Source organism: Hydrocarboniphaga sp. FW305-C-57, from assembly GCF_058783045.1.
In genome coordinates this window covers 167,031-187,064 of the sequence record NZ_JBYSYG010000010.1, presented here as the reverse complement: position 1 = coordinate 187,064, position 20,034 = coordinate 167,031, and the positions used below count along the sequence as shown (strand labels likewise).

Below are 20,034 nucleotides of genomic sequence, written 5' to 3'. Positions count from 1 at the left end.
CCACTGCGCCTGATCGCAGGCAACGGTTGCGCAGGCCTGTGTTCTCCTCGCACCTTGTTTCCCTCGATGCGGCAGTTCTCTCGTCGCGGTAGCCCGAACACGTTAAATAAAATGCGAGCGGACTGGCGAATTTTGATCCGACTTCTGTGCGCGGAACGATTATCCATCGTTGCCTGCGTCACTTGATGCTCTTCGAGATTTTCTGCTTGATCGCACCAAGGCCAAGCGTCGATGCCGGTTTAGCTATTCAATCGCTTCCGGACTTCACGCCTGCCAAGCTTACTAATCTTACCGAGCGCATCCAGCGAGGCTTCACGAGGCTGTGAGCCTCCCGTTTCCCAGTTGTAGATGGAGTTATGGCTCACCCCGATCAGTGATGCCAACTCTACCTGGGATACGTCAAGACGTTCGCGCAAGGCACGGAGCTGAACTCCATCGAATCGCGGTTTGATCACCGCCGCCGACGCATTGTTGAGTTCTGTCTTGCCAGTCACTTTCTGCACGCGATTCACTCGCTTTTCGAGTGCATCCAACCGCGTCTTCAACAGTTGTGATTGTTTGCGCTGCGATGCCAGTAACGCCTTCAGCGACGCCATTTCATCGCGGACAATCTTTTTCGACAGCCGAATGAACTCGCTCTTCAATACGATGGCTACGTCCATTTTTCTCCCCCGTTAGAGAAATCCGGCGAAGAATACCGAAAAAATAAACGAGGGGCGTGCTGTTGTAATGCCCCCGGCCATCGTGTGTTCTAGATGATCCAACTACCCTCATCCTCCGCGCGCGGCCTAACCGTTGAAGCGTTCTCGCGCTATCGGGCACCGACGCCGACTAATACCGCGAGCATCTTCGTTCATCGGTAGATTCACTTACGGCTTACCAATCCCTCTCATACGCCGGTTCCTTTTGCATCACACGAAACCCAAGCCAACAAAGGCTTTGAAAGATCGGCCCTCTCCTCCATGTGCTTGGCCACCCTGGTCAAGTGCTGCGAATCAGAAGAACCGTTGAAGGCGAATTACAAAAGCGCTGACAGGAGGGACAGTGTCTGTAGAATCAGCTGACGTGCTAATCAACTGGCGACCTCCGTGGACGAACTTCTCGATTCCGATGAGCTGCTCAACCTCGCTGTCATCGACAGCCAAGGCGGCAACCACGACGCAGCGATCGCCAAGCTCAAACGCGGTATCGCGGTGGCACCGCAGGATGGGCGCTTGCACTTCATGCTCGCGGCGGAGCACGCTCAAATCGGTCTGATGGATCGTGCAATCGAAGGCATGGGCAAAGCCGTACAGCTGGCCCCAACTTTCTGGACCGCTCATCTGCAACTCGGGCTCATGCATTACAGCCGAGGCAACGTCGAAGCTGCCCGCCTTGCCTGGGAACCGCTGGACATCGAAGCCCCTGACACCAGCCAGCAGTTGTTCAAGGCCGGCTTGTTGAAGCTGGCTGAGTCAGACACGGTCAGCGCGTTACCGCTATTACGTCGTGCTCGGCAGCAGGAGACCGAGAACGCGGCGTTGGCTCAGGACATTGAGCGAATATTGGTCAACGTCGAGCAGAAGCTGAAGGAGGCGGGCGTGCCGACCGACTCAGGCACTTCCGAGCATCTGTTCGCCAGCACCTACTCCGACGTCGTCCGCAGTGGCGGTCGTAACGACAGCTGAGCGCCCCCATCATGACGTCGGTCGACCGGCTGCAGGGCCTGGTGTCCCAGATCCGCACGACGCTTGCGCGCCGCTCGGATAAAACGACCTCGGGCGCTGGGACTCGATCGACAGGGCGTGGAGGTCAAGCTCAGGCGCAACTCACCCTGGATGAGCTACGAGCCGGCTTGCGCAGCGGCCTTGTGGGGCTGGCTCTTGATCAGTCCGACGATCGTAAACGGGCTCGACGGCTGTTTATCGAGTCGGTGCTGCTCTCGGAATTTGGCATTCAACTGGCCAACGACGCGCGTTTCGCGACCGTCGTCGCCCGCGTGGAATCGGTGTTCTCAGACGACGCGCGGGTGCTCGATGAACTCGATGCCGTGCTTGGCGAGGTACAACAAGGCCGCTGAGCCGAGCTCCATTGCCATCAGGCAATCTCGTCGTAGCGACCCAAGTCGGCATATCGCGTACGGACCTCGACCAGGGCTTTTGCGTGAATCTGCGAAACGCGCGCCCGCGTGACGCCGAGCAGGTCAGCGATATGAGCGAAGGACAGGTCGTGGAAGTAGTGGTAGTTCAAGACAGATCGCTCTTGCGTCGGTAACCGTTCGATCAGCGCCAGCAGGTTGAGACGCAAGATCTGCAGTTCGCCCGACGTATAGGGCGCTGATGGGGTCGTCTCGTCGACAAACATCGCGCTGTCCTCCAGCAGGATGCCGACCGCAACGCCCACCGCGATCTCCACGACTCGCTTGAGCCGGTTGGCAACCTCCGCCGAGCCTGATAGGGACTCGATCCGCTCGCGCTTCAAGTCTCGCGCCAATGCGATTTGCGATCGCAGATCCGAAGAGCCGTCGATTTCGTCAAAGATCGCCCCTCTAAGCCGTTTACTTGCGAAGGCGACAAACGAACGATCAATCCCCGGGTCGAATCGATCCATCGCTTGAATCATGGCCAGCGTTGCGGCCTGCACCAGATCACGACGATCCAGATCGCTCGCATACCCCCCATCGCGAAGCGCCTGGGCGGCGATCTTTCGGGGCAGCCAACGATATCGCTCGATCAGTGCCTCTCGTGCTGCGATCACCCGCTGCCCACGCCATCGCGCCCACAGCGCCTGCTCGTCATGTGTCGTGACGGCGGCGGCGACATCGGAATCCGCATCTTCGCGGGTCATCCGATCGGGGCAAAGCTCTTGACCAGGGTGCTGGAGAGCAAAGCCCACCCATCGATCAGCACGAACAACAAAATCTTCAGCGGCAACGAGAAAGCCAGCGGCGGCACCATGATCATGCCCAGCGACATCAGGACGCTGGCCACGATCAGGTCGATCAGGACGAAGGGCAAAAACAGCACAAAGCCGATCTCGAAGGCTTTCCGAAGCTCACTGAGCATGAAAGCCGGAATCAGATGGGTGGTTTTAACGTCTTCGAGCTTTTGTGGGGGCTCGACTTTCGCGAGTTCGAAGATCAGCGAAAGATCCTTTTCTCGCACCTGGGCTGCCATGAACTTGCGCAGCGGGTCGAGCGCTCGCTCGACGACCTGGACATCGGAGATGGTGCCGGCTGCATAAGGTTGCAGGGCCTGGTCGGAGATGGTCGTCCAGACGGGACTCATCGTGAAGATCGTCAGGAACAACGCCAAGCTCACGAGCACGACATTGGGTGGTGTTTCGGGCATGCCGAGTCCCTGCCGCAGCATCGCCAGCACGATGACGATGCGGGTGAAGGAGGTCAGCACGATCAGAATCGCTGGCGCCAGGCTCAGGACCGTCAGCACCATCAGCAATCGCAACGGCGTACTCAAACTGCCGTCTGCACCACTGATCGTGAGCTGTCCGCCGGGAAACGCGATATCGGCACCCCAGGCGCAACACCAAGGCAGGCTACCGAGGATCAGGACCGTCAGCGCGGACATCAGCCGCCGAGTGGCGCGACGATCAACCATGGCGAGCATTGAGTTGCAGCAGATGAACCTGGGTGCCGTTGGTCGCCATCACCACCGTCTCACCCCTAATCTCCAACAAGTGCACGGCGCACGTCAGATTGATGCGCTGGGTGCTCACCACGCGAATCTGCCCTGCCTTGCTGGCGGCAGCGCCGAGGAGCGATCGCCGCCGCCGCACGATGTGAACGCCCGCATACGCCGCGGCAGCGAGAATCGCGACATAGGCAAAGGCGCCGAGAAACTGCCAGGTGTTTGCCCCATCGTTCGATGCGTCCGTCGACAAAACGGCTGGGGTGCCCTCGGCTTCTCCGGTCGAGGCAATCGATGGCGATGACATCATCACCAGTAGCGCGCAGGCGAGCACGCCAGAGCGAATCCCATTCATTGCGATCACAGTCGATCCGGCGCAATGATTTCGCGCAGACGAACACCGAAATGCTCGCCGACGACGACAATCTCCCCTCGCGCAATAACCTTCCCCTCAAGCAGGATGTCGACCGGCTCATCGACCCGCGTGTCGAGCGTCAAGGCATCGCCGTCCCGCAACGCAAACAGTCGCGCAACCGAGAGTTGCGCAACACCCAGCTTGGCTTCCACTTCGACGGGAACATCGCGGATCAGATCCAGCCGCTGATCGGTCCATGCCGGAGCACCAGGTCGCGAGGGACTGTTCGATAGATTTTCCAGGTCGACGTTTGACACGGTCGGCGTGCTCGATTGTTTGTCGGATGTGCTCATGGGCCATTACTCCTCAGAGGTCAGTCGGATTGCACGAAACTCACCGGTGCGGCCTAAATAGCAATGGCCCCTAACGGCGCCGCCAATCCAGACTTCCAGTGCTTCGTCGATTCGTTTGTTGAACGTCAAAACATGTCCGACCTGCAGATCTCGGACATCACCCAGCGACATGGACTCGCGAGCCAGCACCACGCTCAGCTGCGTTTCGATCGGTTGGACCGCCACGCCCCGACGAACCAGATCGGTCTGGTCGTGGCGACGGCCTTCGCGAGGAGGGATCAGAAATCGCTCCAGCGCCGCACGCGTGATCAGCAACCGCGCGCACACCACGTCGGCGTAGCGAATCGTCAGTGCCACATTGGTGGAACCGCGGTGACGCAAGGTTTCCGGGAATGGTTCGACCGCGCCGATCACGAGCGCGCCAGACTGAGCTGCAATACGAAGTACCAGATCACCGAGCGCGTCATGCACCAAGCGCATCGCGATACGGTCATGATCTGCATCAGGCCAGGTCGCCGCCGCCGGCTGTCCTGCCAGCGCGGCCACGAATACCGCCGCGGTCGCGGCATTCGACTCGATCGACGCCAGATGACGGTTGCCGAGTTGAACTCCAGCCCATGCGCTCTTTGAGTCGAACAGCTCCTTCGAAGCCGTCAGTGTGATCTGAGCCGGTGTCGCCTCTGCGAACCAATCGGTGGTCCAGGCATCGCTCACGGCTTCCAACACCGCTTCGATTTGCTGAAACTCAACCTCCAACAGCGGACGGTACGGGGTCATCCGCGTCCGGACAGGCTGTTGTAGACGTCTTCGATCATCTGGCTCGAGACATTCAGGATTTGCGAGCTCGCCTGAAAGCCGCGCTGCAGCACGATGATGTCGCCGAACTCCCGCGCCAGATCGACGTTCGCCAGTTCCACGTTCGCTGGTGAGAGCGCACCGAGTCCACCTTCATTCGGCTTTCCGAAACGCACGTCGGCGCCGTCCGGAATCTTGAAGAGCACGCCATCTTCCGACACGAGGCGCTGCGGGTCCGGCACGATGGCCAGCGCGACCTGCGGCCCTTGCTGTGTCTGTCCATTGGAAAAGCTCAGCGTGACAACGCCTTTGGTATCGAACGAGAAGTTGGAGAGTTGCCCAGAGGTGTAACCGTCCGTCTGGCCAACGGCGACCGTGGAAGTTGTCCCGGACAAGAGCGTGGTGGCGCTCAAGTCCAGGGCAACCGTGGTCTGACGCCCGCTCGATGAGCTGATGGGAAGATCGAAGCTCGTATAACCCGTAGCCGGAATGCCAGCGACGTCATACAACAGCGTCTCGGAGAGCACCTCGGTGCCATCCGCCTTCTTCACCGACAACGTCCATTGCTGCGTTGTTTCGTTCTTCGTGAAATCGACGGTGAACGTTTGCTGTGTGCCGTCGGCATCGAACACATTGATCGTGTTCTGATGGCTGTTGTCGCCAGTCGACAACGTCCCCGTGAACGTCACCTTGGTCGTCGGATTCGCCGGACTCAGCTGCGACAAGTCGATCCGGAGATCCGCCAGTCCGTCAGCCCCATAGCCCTGAACCTTGGCCTTGGAGACCGGGTCGATCAGCGTTCCACTCTCGTCGAGTTCAAACTGTCCGGAACGGGTCAGGTACTGAACACCATTCTGCGTCAGAACAAAAAATCCCTGGCCGGAGATCGCCAGGTGCGTCGAGGTGCCGGTTTCCCGCAATTCTCCGGAACCGAATCGACGCCCACCGCCACTGACTTCCGTGCCGGACCCGATGACGCCGCCACCGCTGCCTTCTCGAAAGTCCTGCACGCTCGGTTGTGCGGCGGCCAAGCTGGCGAAGTACAGATCGGAACCGCGAAACCCCACTGTGTTGAGGTTCGCGACGTTGTTGCTGATCGAGTCCAGGGCTTTCGAGAACGCCAGCAGACTCGTTTGGCTGATGAAGATGCCGGTCAGTGCAGTCATGGATTTACTCCCTCACGAGTGCAACACGAGACAGCGACACGCTTTCGAGGACCGCCCCATCGCTGCCCACCACAGTGAGCAAGGGACTTCCCGTTCGGTAGTCCAAGGTCGTCACCTTGCCAATGACGTTGCTCGGCGACGAACTGACTTCCACCGTCCTGCCAAGCAAGCCAACGGCCTGATTCGATGCCTGGACGCCAAGCAAGGCCTCGAGGTTGGCATTGACGCTCTGCAACTGGCTGACACTGGTGAATTGCGCCAACTGAGCGAGAAACTCCGCGTTGTCTACCGGCTCCAACGGATCCTGGAAACTCAGCTGCGTCAGAAACAGGCGAATGAAGTCGTCTTCGCTGACCCCGGATCGCTGCACTGCATCGCCCGCCCCTGCACCCACTGTCCCGCCGATCGCATCGACCGCCATGATCGTCTCCGCCCTATGTCAAACCGTTGCCATTGACCTTCAACCGCGCGAGCTTCAAACCGAAGCGCGCCAGCACTCTCTTGATCGCTTGCGCCAACCCCGTCTCCTCATCACGGCTTGCAAGGTTTTGCCGCACGACCAGATGTGCTCCTTGCTCGTCGAGATAAACCGACATGTTCACGGTGGAATGAGCGAGCGAGCGCGCCTGAACCTCGCCGCTCGATCGCGCTGACTCGATGTGCGGCTCGACGCTTCCGTCCTTCCCTTCGATCTGTCCAGGCAGCGCGGCGACTCTCGCAGCACCCGTTGGCGCATCCGGCAGAGCCGTCTGCTCAACCGCAGTCGACGATGACTCCGGCTGCCCGACACGATGCGGCGCAAAGCTCGGCGAAGCGGCGATGTCGACCTGAGGTTGCGCACCACTACCCGTCGGGGTCTCGCCGTTCGACGGTGATGCCGGCGGCTGTGTTGCAGCACTGAATGATTTGTAGTGGACGTCGGACTCGAACAGATGCTCGAACGCCGAGCGCTCCAACTGCTGCCGGGAAGCCGAGTTCGCCACTCGCGCCGCCGCAATCGGCGCATCCACTGAAAAATGAGAAATCGCGTTCGTCATGCCGTGGGGCTCCGGCGGCTCAACCACAACTCGTTGGTCTCGGTCTCCGCTCGTTTTTGCTCGGCTCGGTGAGTCTCAGCGGCGCGTCGATCCTGAACTTTCCGCAGCACCTCCAGGCGGTGCTGCGCTTGTATCGCCGCTTCGCGCGATTGCTCGGTGCGCTGCGTCACGTCATCCACGACGGCCTGGCGCTGCCACAGCGTCGAAAGACCGCCAGCGAGTTGCTGCTCGTGCAGTCGGTACTCATCAACCGACAGCTGTGAGTGATTCAGAACGCTCTCGATGCGACGTTGGATAAAACCGAGACGCCCTTCGCTGATGTCGCGTGCTTCGATGGCATGCGCCTGCTCATCGAGCCGAAGACGATACGTTTGATCCGCCGTAATCGACTCCCATTCCATAAGACGCACCAGTGGGGCGATGGATCGGCGGGTCATACCGAGCCTCCGGATTCGGCCATCAGCGCGGCCAGCTTCTGCAAGGTCTCGGCCTGCGGGCACACGTCCTTGATGCCTTGCTTGAACAGACTCCGCAGCTTCGGAACAACCCGGACTGCCTTGTCGAGTTGTTTGTTGGTTCCCGGCTTGTAGGCGCCGAAGCTGAGCATGTCTTTCGACTGCTCATAGAGCGCCAACAGCGCAACGCATTCTTCCGCGATGCTCATCGCCGCGGGTGCCGCCACCTGTCGCGCAAGACGACTGATGCTTTGCAGGGGATCAATGGCCGGAAACTGGCCCTGCTGTGCGATTTCGCGCGTCAACACGATGTGGCCATCGAGGATGGCGCGAGCGTGATCCGAGATCGGCTCGGAGAAATCGTCTCCCTCCACCAGTACGGTGAACAATCCCGTGATGCTGCCGCAGCCGTTGCGTCCGGGCCCCGCCCGCTCCAGGAAGCGCGGAAGCAGAGCGAAGACCGAAGGGGTGTACCCGCGAACCGTGGGCGGCTCGCCAGCGGCCAGGCCGATCTCGCGTTGGGCCATGGCCAGACGGGTCAGCGAATCCAGGGTCAGCACCACGTCGCGGCCTTGATCGCGGAAATACTCGGCGATGGCCATGGCGCTCCAAGCCGCATGCACGCGGTTCAACGCAGGCTGATCCGCCGTTGCCACCACCACCACCGAGCGCGCCAGGGATTGGCCGAGATGCTCGTCGACGAAATCCCGAACCTCGCGTCCCCGTTCACCGATCAACGCGATCACATTGATCTCGCCGACGCTGGTGGCGGCCATCATGCCCAGGAGCGTGCTTTTGCCAACGCCGCTGCCGGCAAACAAGCCGACACGCTGCCCAATCCCCAGCGGCGTGAGCGCATCGATGATGCGCACGCCGGTTTCAAAGCCTCGTTCGATGCGATGTCGCTCGATCGCGTTGGGAGCGGATGCCTGGAGAGGCACCTGGCGCTCAAAGGCGATGGGACCCCGATGATCAAGGGGGTGTCCGAACGCATCCACGATGCGCCCGAGCAAAGCCGGACCGACGGCGAGTTGAGGAACCCGCCCGGTCGCCATGACCTGGCTTCCAGGCCGAATGCCGTGCACCTCGCCGAATGGCATCAGCAGAACCGCATTACGTTTGAATCCCACCACTTCCGCACGGATCGGACGTTGGTCGGCCGCGCCGTAGATCTCGCATAACTCGCCCACGAAACAATCCGGCCCTTCGCACTCCACGATGGAGCCCTGATAGCCCAGCACACGCCCAAGCCGCGGGAACAACTCCGCTGCCTGCAGAGCCCCGACGTAGCGCTCGATGGCCTCAGCTTGCGCTGTTCTTGCGAGCATCGAGCACCGCCTCCTTGAGTCGGGCCAGCTGGATCTCGATGCGACCGTCGAGCGTGCCGTGCGCCGTCTCCAGCAAGCACCCGCCCACCTTGACTCGCGCATCGGCGACGCATTCCAGGTTGGGGCGATCGACCGTCAACAGTGCTCGCCCTTCATCGCCCAGAAAGTCGAAGTCGTGCGGCGACAGGTGCACGCTCAATCGCGTCCGATCGGCCTGCGCTTCGAGCAGCGTGCGCTTGACCATCGCGATGACCGTGTCGCGCTGGGCCAACTCGGTTCCGAGCAAGCGGCTGAGAGCCGCGAAGGCGATTTCGATGGCCAGTTCCTCGGCATCCTCGATGCGCGAGCGCCATTGCGCGTCGATCTCGGTAATGAGCGAGGCCAGACGCTGGTTATCCGCAGACCACACGGATCGCCCCTCGGCTTCGCCTTTGGAGTAACCCTCGTCATAGGCCTGCTGTCTTGCCGCCTCGAGAGCTTGCGGGTCAGCTGTCGGCACAGCGGAAGGCCCCGCCGTCATCGGCAAGGCGATAGGCTCCCTGAGCGCAGCCGCAGCCGGGGTCTCGCCCTGCAGCACGCTGAGCACCCCATCGATCAGGGGCGATGGCAACGACGTACCCAGAGTCGTGCGACGTGCCTCATTCGCTCTGGCGCCGCCATGAGCGGTAGGCAACGTCACGCGGCCGCCCTCCGCCGTGGACGAGACAATCACGCCCATGAGCAGCCCCGGTGTTGCATCCACACTGGCCAAACATGAGGCGTCACGACGCCTCCAGTTCGCTGACCAGCGCACGCACCATCGCCCGGCGAGTCGTCACTGTCGTCGCCGAGATGATGGTGGTCGATTGCAGCGCCGGCATCGCGGCGACAAGTGCGGAACGCCAAGGCCAATCCTGAATCGTCAAAACGGCGGCACAGAACCAGGCCGGCTTTGCCGCCAGGAGCGGCACCACGATCGCGGCGTCCGCTTCCGCCAGGCTCAACTGTTCGGCGTCATCAAGAAAGGCCTCGAAATTCTGGGGCGGTGCGGGCTGCGGAGTGGTGGTAACCGCAGGGTCCGGTCGTGCGATGTCCCAAATCAGATCGCGTATCCGCGTCCGTCGTAGCGACACCGGCAGTTGCGCACGCTCGGCTTCCAGATGCTGGGCCGTCTGCGGCGGCAACTGCGCCAACAGCCACTTGCGATCGGCGGCTGCCACCGACTCGAGATAAGCCGCTGCCAAGCGCACGCCACGCGCTGCAGGAGCGGTCATGTGCCCTCCGCGCGCTGCGACGTGTCAATCCACTGCCGGAGCTCTGTCAGCGCCTGATGGCGCTCCTGGGGCGTCATGGGACGAACCGCCAGGCGGCGCCCGATCCCGAAGCCGATCAAGGCGAACAGCGCCAGCACACCGAGCCCCACCACTGCCCAGCCCGTGAGCGTCTTCGACGAGATCGCCGATCCATTGACGACGAGGCCGTCGTCCAGCGTCGAACCGCCGACCGCCGAAATGCCGTCCGGCGCTTCGGGCAGCCATGCATTGCGATCGGTCTCCATGATCGAGATCCGGTCACCACGCGCAGCATCCGCGCCGATGGCATTGCGAACCAGCTCGATGAGGGCCTCGCGTGTCGCCCCTGCCGAGCTCGAAGGCACCAGGATCGCAACGGTCAGACGGCGAATCGCCCCGGACGCGACGTCGATCGACTCCGTCACATGCTCATTCACAGACCGCGTAGGCTCCGCAGGCGCGGCCCTTGTCGCGGTACTGGTCTCGTCGGCACTCCCCGACTTCGAGAGTGACGTCGACATCGAGAAAAGGCCTGCGGATCGCAGCGCGGAACTCGTCTCGTCGCGTTCAACGTGACGCCGATCGAGATCCAGATCGGCGTCCACGATCACGGCGACATGATCGTTCGGAAAGGCATTGCGCAAAGCCTCTTCCGCCTTGGCCGCCAGATACAGTTCCATGCTGCGCTTGGCGTCGAGTCGACCGTCGATTCCTTGTGCTGGGCCACTACCCTCTGCCCCGGGGCTCAAACTCACGCCCCGATGGTCATGAATCGTCACGTTTTCGGCGCGCATGCCGGGAACCGATGAGGCGACCAGATCCTGGATGCCCCGCACACGCGCTGGCGTCAGGCTGACGCGATCCTTGAGCACGAGCATGAGCGAGGCTTTCGGCGTTTCGTCATTGCGCTTGAACAGTCCTTGTTCGGGCAGGACCAGGTGCAAACGAGCCCGGCTGACTTCATCCAGCGCAACGATCGTGCGCGTCAGTTCGCCTTCGAGCGCCCGCTGGAAATTGATGCGCTGCGCGAACTCGGTCATCCCGAACTCGGCGTTATCAAACAGCTCGAACCCCTGCGGGCCCTTCAGCGGAAGCCCTTCTTCGGCCAAGCGATTGCGTGCACCGAGAATGTCGTCCCGACGTACGAGGACGTTGCCCTCCTTGGCCTCAAGACGATACTCGATCGAAGCTTTCGAGAGCTGCGTGGTCACGGTCGCGACCTCTTCGGCTCCCAAGCCTCCGACCAGCACCTCGTAAGACGGCCGAAACGCGAAGACCGCTGCAGCAACGATCGCAGCCAGGAACAAAACGCTCCCTGCACCGATTGCCAACTGCTGATCGCCGGACCGCTGATTCCACCACTGCAGAAAAGACATCACGGAGTTCCTGGATCAAACCTGCATGCGAACGATGTCTTGGTAGGCCTCAACCAGACGGTTGCGGACCTGCACCATCAGATCGAACGAGACGCGCGCCTGTTCGATGTCGAGCATCACGCGGTGCAACTCCACGTCACGCCCTGCGGCGAGTTGTTGGACGGCCACGTCGGCCGATTTGATCTTCGCGTCGGTCTGCTGAAGCTGCTGTGCAAGCCAATCCGATGCGCCGGTCGACGCCGCTGGCGTGGTGATCGCAGCAGGCTCGAGCGCTTCCGCGCGCAGACGGGAAACAGCCGCAATGGCGGTAACGGCGTCGCTCACGAATTCGCTCCGATTTCCAGGGCCCGCATCGCCATCGCGCGCGCTGCGTTCATTGCCCGAACATCGGCTTCATATCCGCGAACCGCCGTCATGATCTGCGTCATTTCGATCACGGGATCCACGGAAGGCTGCTCGACGAAGCCGGCGCTGTCTGCCAGCGGATTGCCAGGGTCGTGAATACGACGAGGCGGGTCGGCCGTCGGCAAGCTTTCCGCCGTCACCAACGGCACCTTGGCGCCGCCATAGATCGAGTCGAAAGACGGCGCCTGGACACGAGCAAATACCCGCAAGGGCTGATACAGCGATCCGGCAGCATCGCGAATACTGTTGGCATTGGCGATGTTGAGGGCCGCGGTGTCCAGTCGAAGGCGCTCGACCGTCATGCCGGCCGAACTGATTTCCATCGCCGTCAAATAGCCACTCATCAGCGGCCTCCGGAAATGGCGTTATGCGTCATCGAGCCCACGCGCTGGAGTGCCGTCAGCAAGGCTTGATACTGCAAGGTGTTCCGGGTCAGATCGCCCATCTCGGTATCGAGGCGGACTTCGGACTCAGCGGCTGGCGACAGGTGCAAACCACCGGCTGCCTGATTCAAATTCGACCGCGTAGCGGCATCCGACGCCCCTGCGTCGTGTGCGCTCAAGATCGAGGCCAGTTGCGCCTCAAATTCAACGGTCAATCGCGAATAGCCCGGCGTGTCGCGGTTCGCGATGTTCGAGGCAATGGCTTGGTGTCGCAGGGACAGGCCGTCCAGCGCCACCATGGCGAGTTCTCGGGTGATACCGCTGATGGCGGAAATCATGTGCAAAACGCTCCCTTGTTGTTCTTCGGATTCACTGCACCACGAGATCGGCGTGCAGAGCACCGGCACGCTGGATCGACTGCAAGATGGAAATGATGTCGCGCGGCGTCATCTTCACTTTGTTCAAGGCCACGGCGAGTTCCGAGACAGTGGCGCCCGCCGGCATCGAGACCGTGGGCGCACTCACCTCCTGCACTTTGATCGTCGTGTCCGGCACCACCGCCGTACGCACACCGTTACCCGCCCTCGAAACGAGCAGCGGCTGTGAAACGAGGTAGTCGGTATCGATCTCGACGCGAAGCTCGCCGTGTGTGACCGAAACCTTCTCAAGTCGAACGTCGCCACCGCTGACCACCGTTCCGGTGCGCTCGTTGACGATGACGCGTGCCACAACGTCGGGAACCACCGTAAGGCCTTCAATGCGCCGCACCATTTCGACGTAGCGCGATCGCTCCGCACTATTCAGGCGGAACACGATGCGATCGGGGCCTTCAGGCGTGATGTCGCGTCCGACACGGTCCGCGCCGAACGCTTGCCCCAAGGCATCAACGACTCGCCCTGCAGTCGTGTAATCCGGCGAATGCAGAACCAGATAGACCGAGCCGTTTGGGCTCACCACATCATTGACCGGCGCCTGCTCGACCATCGCCCCGCCCGAAACCATTCCGACCGTCGGGTGATTCTTCTGCGAGAGATTGCCAAACGCGTCGTAGCGAAAGCCGCCCACTGAAATCGGACCTTGCGCAATCGCATAAACCGTATCGTTCGCGCCCGCCAGCGGCGTCATGAACAAGGTCCCGCCGGCGAGACTGCGTGCATCGCCGATGGAGGCCACATTGATATCGAACTTGTCGCCCACATTGGCAAATGACGGCAGCGACGCGGTTACCAGCACAGCCGCCGAGTTGCGGGAGGCGAGTCGATCCGCATCGATGCGCAGCCCGAATCGCAGCAAGGTGTTGGCGACCGATTGGGTGGTGGCACGACTGCGCGTGCTATCTCCAGTACCGGCCAGCCCCACCACCAGGCCGTAGCCGACAAGCGGGTTTTCCCGCGCACCATCGATGCGCGCCAGTTCCTTGATCCGAACTCCGGTCTGCGCCCAACTCGATGGAGCGGCAACCAGCGCGGCCATCGCGGTGAAAACGACCCAGTGTCGGCGAACGCGCAGGTGCATGATCAGAAGCCGACGAACTGCAGGAGTCGACCGAAGAAACCGGTCTTCTGATTTCGCGCCACCCACCCTTCGCCTACGAAATCGATTTTGGATTCGGACAGACGCGTCGATAGCACCGTGTTGTCCGACGCGATATCGACCGGACGGACTGTGCCTTGAACGCTGATGCGCTGTTGCTCGCCGTTGACGGTGATCACCTGGCTGCCATGCAGCACCAGATCACCTGACGGCAACTGCTGATCGATGCGAGCCGAGATCATCGCCCGCAGTTGTCCGGATCGTGAGGTGCGCCCGGCACCGGCGCTATCGGTGCCCACCGACAACCCAACGCCATGATTGTCCTGATCGTCGGAGACTCCTGCACTGATACCGAAATCGGCTTTCTCCGAAGAGTCCGCGCGTGTCTCGGCGGTAGCCGCTTCGACGATCAGGACCGTCACCGCATCACCCACGCGATACGCTTTCTGATCGGCCACCATCGAGCGGAACGTCGATTCGTCGTAGAGGTTCTCGGCGTGCACGGGGACGACCGCCCAAAGAGACAATGCAATGGCAGCCTGATGCAGTCGATTCATGGGCTTACGACCTCGCCTCGGTTCGTATCTCGGACCACCACGGCGAACGCATCGCCACTTGATCGATTGCGCACGCGGATCGTGTCGCCCACCGCACCGTCCTGATCCGCCGTGGCGACCAACACCAGCCGAACGGATCCTTCAATCACGTCGATGGCCACTGGCGCGCCGGCTTGAACCGCCGGAACCCGCTCCAGATCAGCGGCACCGACGATTTCGCCTAGTGCCATGTCATGTCGGGCGCGAAACGAAGAAAGCTCATGATCGCTTCCCGAAAACGGCGCCCGGTGCAGTTCGGCGGCCGGAACCAGAACACGCTCCATCACGCCTGCTGTCAGCACCTCGCCACGCGTCAGCGGCCGCGCTGTGGTCCACAGCGGAACCGCGCCACTGGGCCTGAACCAAACCGGGATCGACCGCGCGACCGCTCCTTCACACGCCAAGGTCACCCGTGCCAGCAATCGAGGCTGCAATTGCAGCGACGAATCGAGTTGCGCCGATCCGATGTGGCGCTGACCGCTACGGCAGGCCGGCAAGCGGACCTCGCCGACCGGCTCGAGCTGCAATCCCGGATATAAATCAGCGAAAGCTTGCTGCAGCGCGGCTCCTGCAGAGTGACGCAGCTGCTCGATGAACGCTGAGTCGTCCGCCTTCGTCGCTGCAATCGCCAGCAATGGCATCCAAGCCCCGAGCAACAAGGCGATCCATCGATGCATGTGGGCCGGGACGGGCTTCATGAGTTATCCGCGCCGCAGCCCGTTGATTTCGCCAAGCACCTCGTCGGCGGCTTGCAGCACCCGCGCATTCATTTGATACGCACGCTGCGCCATCTCGAGCTCGACCAGCTCTTCGACGAAATCGACATTCGATGCTTCAAGAAAGCCCTGTTTCACAGTGCCAAGGCCCAAATCACCGGTGGTCCCGGCATACGGCTCGCCGGAGGTCTCGGTGCGCACATACAGGCCGCTGCCAATAGGACGCAGGCCGGAAGGATTGGCGAAGTTAACGAGATCGATCTGTCCCAATTCCACCGCATCGTTGTTGTCGGACACCACCGCCGTGACTTCACCCACCGCTGAGATGCGAACTTCCGAAGCATCTGTCGGCACGCGCACCGAGCTGTTGAGACGAAAGCCGTCCGCCGTCACCAGTTCGCCTGCATCGTTGAGTGCGAACTGACCCAGGCGGGTGTAAGCGGTGGTGCCATCGGGCAACTCGATTTCAAAGAAGCCCTGCCCCTGGATGGCGAGATCCAGCGGACGCTGGGTTTGGCGCAGATCACCCTGGCTGAAGATCTGCTCGGTGCGGGCGATCGTCGTGCCGGTGCCAATGAGGTTCTCCGGTACCACCGGATCAAGCGAGGCACGACTGGCATCGATCGGCCGATACATCAGGTCTGCGAACGACACACGCGCTTTCTTGAACGCCGCCGTGTTCACATTGGCCAGATTGTTCGACACCGCGGTCAGGCGCGTCTGCTGTGCCTGCAAGGCGCCCATGCTCAGATAGATCGAATCGATCACGTCAGCTCCCTCTAGTTTTGCGCCACGTCGTTGATGGCCGCGTCGAGAATTTGGTCGTAAGCGCGTAAGGCCTGCGCCGAGAAGCCGAGGTGGCGAACCGTCTGCATGAGATCGGTCATTTGCTGCATCGGCTGAACGTTCGACGCTTCGAGCGCACCTTGCTGAACGCGGGTCCGACTCCAATCCAGCGCCGTCGATGGAACGGCTTGCGCCCGATAAAGCCCCTCCCCTTCGTAGACCAGATCCTGATCATTGGCGAAGGTGACGATCGAGACAGTCCCCACGTCGTTGCCCGCGTGTCGAACGACACCCTGGGTATCGATCGACACCTCTGGGCTCGGCAACCGCAGCGAGCCGGTCGCCGCCACGACACGATCACCGGCCGGCGTCACCAGTTGCGAATCTTCGTCGAGACGAAAGTCGCCGCGGCGCGTGTAGCGGATGCCATGATCCGTCTCGATCTCAAAGTAACCGTCGCCCTGAATCGCCAGGTCGAGACTGTGCTGAGTGGACTGGATCGTGCCCTGGAGTTGCAAGCGTGTGACCGCAGTCGATGGGATCCGCTCGGCAGCCAGCCAGTCATCGAAACGCGTCGGCATCCGGCCATTGGCGAGCTCGGCCCGATAACCCGGGGTCGAACCATTGGAAAGGTTCTGGCTGATCAGACGCATCCGCTCCATGTCGCTGAGCAGCGAAGACGTCGAGATTTGAATGGCATCGACCATGTGGTATCTCCGTTTCGATCAGGCGGCCACAGTACCGAACGCGCGAACGACCGTTGACGGCGGAATCTCGCTCGACGACACGATGTTGAGATGCGGCAAGACGCCTTCGGTGATGCGCCGTAGCGCACGCCGTAATGCTGGCGGACTCAGCAGAACCGGGGTCAAGTTGCTGCTGAGCATCGCTTCGGTATTTTTCATCAGCGATCGTGTCAGCCGATCCAGCAGCACGGGATCCAGAACTGAGCCTGCCGGCAACGCCTCGGTCGCTCGCGTGGCCTCGCGCAACTGCCGATCAAGCGCGGGTTCGAGCGTGAGCACATGCAGTGCTCCATCGCGACTCGAGAATCGCTGACAGATGGCGAGCGATAGCTTCTCGCGCACGCGCTCGGTCAGGGCTTCGGATTCCTTCGTGCTGCGCGATGCCTCTGCCAGGGCTTCGAGAATGAACTCCAGATTGCGAATCGGCACGCGCTCTCTCAGCAGAGACTGCAGGATCTTTTGCACATCACTCAACGTCAGCACAGCGGGGATCATCTCCTCGACCAGACTGGGCTGCGCCTCTCGCACTTTGCCCACGAGCTGCTCAGTCTCTCGACGCGTCAGCAATTGATACCCCTGACTGCGAATGATTTCCGTGAAGTGCGTCACCAGCACGAGCATCGGATCGACGACGGTATAGCCCGCCGCACGCGCTTCATCTTCGCGCTGCGGATCGATCCAGACGGCGGGCAAGCCGAAAGTCGGATCCTTGGTCTCGAGCCCTTCGATCTTGCGGGAGACCTTGCCGGGATTGATCGCCAAGCTAGCATTCGCCGCCAGCGTGCTTTCCGCCACGGTCGCATCAAAGAACTTGATGGCGTAGCTCGCGGGTGCGCGTCGCGGGTCTTCCTTAAGCCGAACCGCCGGAATCACCATCCCCTGCTCCAAAGCGTGCTGCCGACGAAACGCCTTGAGCCGCCGCATGAACTGCCCCTCGGCATCTCCGATAAGGGGCTTGAGCGCCGCGCCGAATTCCAGTTCGATCGGCTCGACCTTCAACGACGAATACAGATCGACCTCGTCGCTCTGGGCCTGCGCCGTGGGGGCTTCGTCTGCCAAAGCGCCAGCGCGGCGACGGCGGTAGGTCAGGAAGGCAAGTGAGCCGGCCAGCACCAGGAGCACCGCCACGGGCACCGCGGGTATCCCGGGCAGCAGCAGCGCGATGGTCAGCGCCCCACAGAGCATCAGCAAGGATTTCGGAAAGCGCGTGACCTGATCGATCAGCTCTTGTCCCAACTGGGCATCGGTCGCCGCGCGCGTGACGATGATGCCGGTGGCGGTCGCGATGACCAGCGCCGGAATTTGTGTGACGATGCCATCGCCCACCGTCAGCAATGTGAAAGTCCGGAGGGCCGTTGCCCAGTCCATGCCTTTCTGGGCCAAGCCGATGATCAAACCGCCGATGATGTTGATCAGGATGATGATGATGCCGGCGATGGCATCGCCCTTGACGAACTTGCTGGCACCATCCATCGCGCCATAGAAATTGGCTTCGCGCTCGATGTCACGCCGGCGCGTCCGGGCCTCGGCTTCATTGATGAGCCCCATGTTCAGATCGGCGTCGATGCTCATTTGCTTGCCCGGCATCGCATCCAGCGTGAATCGGGCTGCGACTTCGGCAACGCGCTGCGCACCGTTGGTGACAACCACGAACTGCACGACGATCAGGATGAAGAAGACCACCAAACCGATCACGTAATTGCCTGAAACGACATAGGTGCCGACGGCATGGATGACACGGCCGGCATTGGCATCGGTCAGGATCAAGCGCGTCGCAGCGACATTCAACGACAAGCGAAACAAGGTCGCGATCAGCAGAATCGAGGGGAACGTCGAGAACGCCAGCGGTCGGTCGGTATAAAACGTGAGCAGCAGCACCAACAGCGCGAAACTCAGATTCGTAATCAGCAGGAAATCGAGCAGCGAGGTCGGGATCGGCGAGAACAGCACCACCAGAATGGCGAGCACGCCGAGAACGACGACACCTTCGCCGACGGCTCCGCTTCGCGTCTGGGTCGTCGCTGCTGTCATGCCGCAGACACCCCGCCTCGTTTGCGAGCGAGCACCCGCCGCAGAATGACGGCGACTGCGGCATAGGTGTCTTCTGGAATGAGCCGATCGACCTCAACGGCGCGATACAGCCGGCGCGCCAGTGGTGGGTCGGTGACAACCGGCACCCCGTGCTCGAAGGCCAGGCGCCGCATCCGCGCCGCCAGATCACCCGCCCCTTTGGCCAGTACACGAGGCGCTGAAGTGTCGCCCCGGCGGTACTGCAGCGCGATGGCCAGATGGGTCGGATTGGTGATCAGGACATCGGCATCCTTGACCTGGGTCAACGATGCCACCTTCTTTCTCATGGACCGCTGTAATTCGCGCCGTTTTGCACGGACCTGCGGATCACCGTCCTGGCGTTTGTGCTCGTCCTTGAGCTCACGCCGGCTCATGCGCATCTTGCGCCGGAACTCCCATCGCGAGTACGTGAAGTCGATGATGGACAGCGCGATGAATGCGATCAGCAGTGCAAACGTCGTCACGAGCAGCAGGTGCTTGAAGGCTTCCGGATGAGAATTGATCGGTTGCCGTAACAGCTCGAATAGCCGCGGTTGTTGATAGCGCAAGATCAAGTGAATGACCGCAGCGAGAATCGCGAGCTTGATCCCGGTTTTGAGCCCGTCATAGAGCGAGCGGATCGCAAACACGCGCTTGAATCCGGCAACAGGATTCAGTCGATTGAAATCGGGCTTGAGCGGAAAGAAGGAGAAGACCGGACCGGCCTGCAGCAGATTGGTGAGAATGCCGACGATAGCGACCAGACACAGCAGCGGGCTGATGATCGTCAAACCCTGACGCCCCAGATGCGATGACAGGCTCATGGCCTGATCGATATCGATCTCGCGCTGTCCTGCCTGGCTGATCACGGATGCCATCAAACTCATCAACCGGTGAGCTGCCCAATCCGCGAACGCGAGCATGCAGACGAGCGCGGTGGCGAAAGCGGCGATTGAATTGATCTCCGCGCTACGAAAGACCTGTCCGCGCTTGCGCGCTTCCTTGAGCTTGTAGGGCGATGCGGGTTCGGTCCGGTCTTGCTCGACGCTCTCGGCCAT

At 61.5% G+C, this 20,034-nt stretch carries 26 protein-coding genes; 2 read left to right on the top strand and 24 right to left on the bottom strand.

Going from position 1 to position 20,034, the window contains the following annotated elements:
• Positions 1–239 precede the first annotated feature (239 nt).
• A complete protein-coding gene (locus tag AC3WUM_RS19200) occupies positions 240–662 on the bottom strand; it encodes a helix-turn-helix domain-containing protein (RefSeq protein ID WP_492412250.1) in 423 nt (140 codons plus the stop codon).
• A gap of 426 nt (positions 663–1,088) precedes the next feature.
• Between AC3WUM_RS19200 and AC3WUM_RS19195 the strand changes: the two genes are divergently transcribed.
• Positions 1,089–1,667 (top strand): tetratricopeptide repeat protein, encoded by a 579-nt coding sequence (locus tag AC3WUM_RS19195; RefSeq protein ID WP_492412248.1) that lies wholly within the window; start codon positions 1,089–1,091, stop codon positions 1,665–1,667.
• A gap of 11 nt (positions 1,668–1,678) precedes the next feature.
• Positions 1,679–2,059 (top strand): hypothetical protein, encoded by a 381-nt coding sequence (locus tag AC3WUM_RS19190; protein WP_492412246.1) that lies wholly within the window; start codon positions 1,679–1,681, stop codon positions 2,057–2,059.
• 17 nt (positions 2,060–2,076) lie between these two features.
• On the opposite strand, the gene AC3WUM_RS19185 is transcribed toward AC3WUM_RS19190, so the two are convergent.
• The 23 genes from AC3WUM_RS19185 to AC3WUM_RS19075 are packed head-to-tail and all read right to left on the bottom strand — an operon-like array spanning position 2,077 to position 20,034.
• Entirely contained in the window at positions 2,077–2,826 is a 750-nt protein-coding gene (locus tag AC3WUM_RS19185) for a sigma-70 family RNA polymerase sigma factor (protein WP_492412244.1), read from the bottom strand.
• Complete coding sequence (gene fliP, locus AC3WUM_RS19180; RefSeq protein ID WP_492412243.1) at positions 2,823–3,605, bottom strand: flagellar type III secretion system pore protein FliP; 783 nt, start codon at positions 3,603–3,605, stop codon at positions 2,823–2,825. Before fliP ends, AC3WUM_RS19185 begins: the two co-directional genes overlap by 4 nt.
• Entirely contained in the window at positions 3,589–3,990 is a 402-nt protein-coding gene (locus AC3WUM_RS19175) for a hypothetical protein (protein WP_492412241.1), read from the bottom strand. Before AC3WUM_RS19175 ends, fliP begins: the two co-directional genes overlap by 17 nt.
• Positions 3,987–4,334: a FliM/FliN family flagellar motor switch protein gene (locus AC3WUM_RS19170; RefSeq protein ID WP_492412240.1), complete on the bottom strand. Its 348-nt coding sequence runs from the start codon at positions 4,332–4,334 to the stop codon at positions 3,987–3,989. The genes AC3WUM_RS19175 and AC3WUM_RS19170 overlap by 4 nt, the downstream gene beginning before the upstream one ends.
• 6 nt (positions 4,335–4,340) lie before the next feature.
• Positions 4,341–5,111, bottom strand: a complete 771-nt coding sequence (locus tag AC3WUM_RS19165) for a FliM/FliN family flagellar motor C-terminal domain-containing protein (protein ID WP_492412239.1) — start codon at positions 5,109–5,111, stop codon at positions 4,341–4,343.
• Positions 5,108–6,295: a flagellar hook-basal body complex protein gene (locus tag AC3WUM_RS19160; RefSeq protein WP_492412238.1), complete on the bottom strand. Its 1,188-nt coding sequence runs from the start codon at positions 6,293–6,295 to the stop codon at positions 5,108–5,110. Before AC3WUM_RS19160 ends, AC3WUM_RS19165 begins: the two co-directional genes overlap by 4 nt.
• A gap of 4 nt (positions 6,296–6,299) precedes the next feature.
• Positions 6,300–6,716, bottom strand: coding sequence for a flagellar hook assembly protein FlgD (locus tag AC3WUM_RS19155; protein ID WP_492412236.1), 417 nt, complete (start codon positions 6,714–6,716; stop codon positions 6,300–6,302).
• A gap of 13 nt (positions 6,717–6,729) precedes the next feature.
• The gene (locus tag AC3WUM_RS19150) at positions 6,730–7,332 is read right to left on the bottom strand and encodes a hypothetical protein (protein WP_492412235.1); all 603 of its coding nucleotides are present in this window, start codon (positions 7,330–7,332) and stop codon (positions 6,730–6,732) included.
• Entirely contained in the window at positions 7,329–7,769 is a 441-nt protein-coding gene (locus AC3WUM_RS19145; RefSeq protein ID WP_492412233.1) for a hypothetical protein, read from the bottom strand. The genes AC3WUM_RS19150 and AC3WUM_RS19145 overlap by 4 nt, the downstream gene beginning before the upstream one ends.
• Positions 7,766–9,115: a FliI/YscN family ATPase gene (locus AC3WUM_RS19140; RefSeq protein WP_492412231.1), complete on the bottom strand. Its 1,350-nt coding sequence runs from the start codon at positions 9,113–9,115 to the stop codon at positions 7,766–7,768. The genes AC3WUM_RS19145 and AC3WUM_RS19140 overlap by 4 nt, the downstream gene beginning before the upstream one ends.
• Positions 9,090–9,833, bottom strand: coding sequence for a FliH/SctL family protein (locus tag AC3WUM_RS19135; protein ID WP_492412230.1), 744 nt, complete (start codon positions 9,831–9,833; stop codon positions 9,090–9,092). The genes AC3WUM_RS19140 and AC3WUM_RS19135 overlap by 26 nt, the downstream gene beginning before the upstream one ends.
• 43 nt (positions 9,834–9,876) lie before the next feature.
• Positions 9,877–10,368, bottom strand: a complete 492-nt coding sequence (locus AC3WUM_RS19130) for a hypothetical protein (protein WP_492412228.1) — start codon at positions 10,366–10,368, stop codon at positions 9,877–9,879.
• Positions 10,365–11,762 (bottom strand): flagellar basal-body MS-ring/collar protein FliF, encoded by a 1,398-nt coding sequence (gene fliF, locus AC3WUM_RS19125; RefSeq protein ID WP_492412226.1) that lies wholly within the window; start codon positions 11,760–11,762, stop codon positions 10,365–10,367. The genes AC3WUM_RS19130 and fliF overlap by 4 nt, the downstream gene beginning before the upstream one ends.
• Before the next feature lie 15 nt (positions 11,763–11,777).
• Complete coding sequence (fliE, locus tag AC3WUM_RS19120; protein ID WP_492412225.1) at positions 11,778–12,086, bottom strand: flagellar hook-basal body complex protein FliE; 309 nt, start codon at positions 12,084–12,086, stop codon at positions 11,778–11,780.
• Complete coding sequence (gene flgC, locus AC3WUM_RS19115) at positions 12,083–12,511, bottom strand: flagellar basal body rod protein FlgC (RefSeq protein WP_492412223.1); 429 nt, start codon at positions 12,509–12,511, stop codon at positions 12,083–12,085. Before flgC ends, fliE begins: the two co-directional genes overlap by 4 nt.
• Positions 12,511–12,888 (bottom strand): flagellar basal body rod protein FlgB, encoded by a 378-nt coding sequence (locus tag AC3WUM_RS19110; protein WP_492412221.1) that lies wholly within the window; start codon positions 12,886–12,888, stop codon positions 12,511–12,513. The genes flgC and AC3WUM_RS19110 overlap by 1 nt, the downstream gene beginning before the upstream one ends.
• A gap of 31 nt (positions 12,889–12,919) precedes the next feature.
• A complete protein-coding gene (locus tag AC3WUM_RS19105) occupies positions 12,920–14,065 on the bottom strand; it encodes a flagellar basal body P-ring protein FlgI (protein WP_492412220.1) in 1,146 nt (381 codons plus the stop codon).
• 2 nt (positions 14,066–14,067) lie between these two features.
• Entirely contained in the window at positions 14,068–14,640 is a 573-nt protein-coding gene (locus AC3WUM_RS19100; RefSeq protein WP_492412218.1) for a flagellar basal body L-ring protein FlgH, read from the bottom strand.
• Positions 14,637–15,377, bottom strand: a complete 741-nt coding sequence (gene flgA / locus AC3WUM_RS19095) for a flagellar basal body P-ring formation chaperone FlgA (RefSeq protein ID WP_492412216.1) — start codon at positions 15,375–15,377, stop codon at positions 14,637–14,639. Before flgA ends, AC3WUM_RS19100 begins: the two co-directional genes overlap by 4 nt.
• Before the next feature lie 3 nt (positions 15,378–15,380).
• Positions 15,381–16,163: a flagellar basal-body rod protein FlgG gene (gene flgG / locus AC3WUM_RS19090; RefSeq protein WP_492412214.1), complete on the bottom strand. Its 783-nt coding sequence runs from the start codon at positions 16,161–16,163 to the stop codon at positions 15,381–15,383.
• 11 nt (positions 16,164–16,174) lie between these two features.
• Positions 16,175–16,888, bottom strand: a complete 714-nt coding sequence (locus AC3WUM_RS19085; protein ID WP_492412212.1) for a flagellar hook-basal body protein — start codon at positions 16,886–16,888, stop codon at positions 16,175–16,177.
• 18 nt (positions 16,889–16,906) lie between these two features.
• The gene (locus tag AC3WUM_RS19080) at positions 16,907–18,958 is read right to left on the bottom strand and encodes a flagellar biosynthesis protein FlhA (protein ID WP_492412211.1); all 2,052 of its coding nucleotides are present in this window, start codon (positions 18,956–18,958) and stop codon (positions 16,907–16,909) included.
• On the bottom strand, positions 18,955–20,034 hold the full coding sequence (locus AC3WUM_RS19075; protein ID WP_492412209.1) for an EscU/YscU/HrcU family type III secretion system export apparatus switch protein: 1,080 nt from the start codon (positions 20,032–20,034) through the stop codon (positions 18,955–18,957). Before AC3WUM_RS19075 ends, AC3WUM_RS19080 begins: the two co-directional genes overlap by 4 nt.

What these genes read in the sequence shown, in the direction of transcription:
- AC3WUM_RS19085 (WP_492412212.1), bottom strand. Translation starts at nt 16,888, where the DNA reads ATGGTCGATGCCATTCAAATCTCGACGTCTTCGCTGCTCAGCGACATG.
- AC3WUM_RS19150 (WP_492412235.1), bottom strand. Translation starts at nt 7,332, where the DNA reads ATGACGAACGCGATTTCTCATTTTTCAGTGGATGCGCCGATTGCGGCG.
- AC3WUM_RS19075 (WP_492412209.1), bottom strand. Translation starts at nt 20,034, where the DNA reads ATGGCCGAGAGCGTCGAGCAAGACCGGACCGAACCCGCATCGCCCTAC.
- AC3WUM_RS19110 (WP_492412221.1), bottom strand. Translation starts at nt 12,888, where the DNA reads ATGATTTCCGCCATCAGCGGTATCACCCGAGAACTCGCCATGGTGGCG.
- AC3WUM_RS19185 (WP_492412244.1), bottom strand. Translation starts at nt 2,826, where the DNA reads ATGACCCGCGAAGATGCGGATTCCGATGTCGCCGCCGCCGTCACGACA.
- fliP (WP_492412243.1), bottom strand. Translation starts at nt 3,605, where the DNA reads ATGCTCGCCATGGTTGATCGTCGCGCCACTCGGCGGCTGATGTCCGCG.
- AC3WUM_RS19135 (WP_492412230.1), bottom strand. Translation starts at nt 9,833, where the DNA reads ATGGGCGTGATTGTCTCGTCCACGGCGGAGGGCGGCCGCGTGACGTTG.
- fliF (WP_492412226.1), bottom strand. Translation starts at nt 11,762, where the DNA reads ATGTCTTTTCTGCAGTGGTGGAATCAGCGGTCCGGCGATCAGCAGTTG.
- AC3WUM_RS19140 (WP_492412231.1), bottom strand. Translation starts at nt 9,115, where the DNA reads ATGCTCGCAAGAACAGCGCAAGCTGAGGCCATCGAGCGCTACGTCGGG.
- AC3WUM_RS19080 (WP_492412211.1), bottom strand. Translation starts at nt 18,958, where the DNA reads ATGACAGCAGCGACGACCCAGACGCGAAGCGGAGCCGTCGGCGAAGGT.
- AC3WUM_RS19165 (WP_492412239.1), bottom strand. Translation starts at nt 5,111, where the DNA reads ATGACCCCGTACCGTCCGCTGTTGGAGGTTGAGTTTCAGCAAATCGAA.
- AC3WUM_RS19100 (WP_492412218.1), bottom strand. Translation starts at nt 14,640, where the DNA reads ATGAATCGACTGCATCAGGCTGCCATTGCATTGTCTCTTTGGGCGGTC.
- AC3WUM_RS19190 (WP_492412246.1), top strand. Translation starts at nt 1,679, where the DNA reads ATGACGTCGGTCGACCGGCTGCAGGGCCTGGTGTCCCAGATCCGCACG.
- AC3WUM_RS19200 (WP_492412250.1), bottom strand. Translation starts at nt 662, where the DNA reads ATGGACGTAGCCATCGTATTGAAGAGCGAGTTCATTCGGCTGTCGAAA.
- AC3WUM_RS19160 (WP_492412238.1), bottom strand. Translation starts at nt 6,295, where the DNA reads ATGACTGCACTGACCGGCATCTTCATCAGCCAAACGAGTCTGCTGGCG.
- AC3WUM_RS19130 (WP_492412228.1), bottom strand. Translation starts at nt 10,368, where the DNA reads ATGACCGCTCCTGCAGCGCGTGGCGTGCGCTTGGCAGCGGCTTATCTC.
- flgC (WP_492412223.1), bottom strand. Translation starts at nt 12,511, where the DNA reads ATGAGTGGCTATTTGACGGCGATGGAAATCAGTTCGGCCGGCATGACG.
- AC3WUM_RS19145 (WP_492412233.1), bottom strand. Translation starts at nt 7,769, where the DNA reads ATGACCCGCCGATCCATCGCCCCACTGGTGCGTCTTATGGAATGGGAG.
- AC3WUM_RS19155 (WP_492412236.1), bottom strand. Translation starts at nt 6,716, where the DNA reads ATGGCGGTCGATGCGATCGGCGGGACAGTGGGTGCAGGGGCGGGCGAT.
- AC3WUM_RS19170 (WP_492412240.1), bottom strand. Translation starts at nt 4,334, where the DNA reads ATGAGCACATCCGACAAACAATCGAGCACGCCGACCGTGTCAAACGTC.
- AC3WUM_RS19105 (WP_492412220.1), bottom strand. Translation starts at nt 14,065, where the DNA reads ATGCACCTGCGCGTTCGCCGACACTGGGTCGTTTTCACCGCGATGGCC.
- flgA (WP_492412216.1), bottom strand. Translation starts at nt 15,377, where the DNA reads ATGAAGCCCGTCCCGGCCCACATGCATCGATGGATCGCCTTGTTGCTC.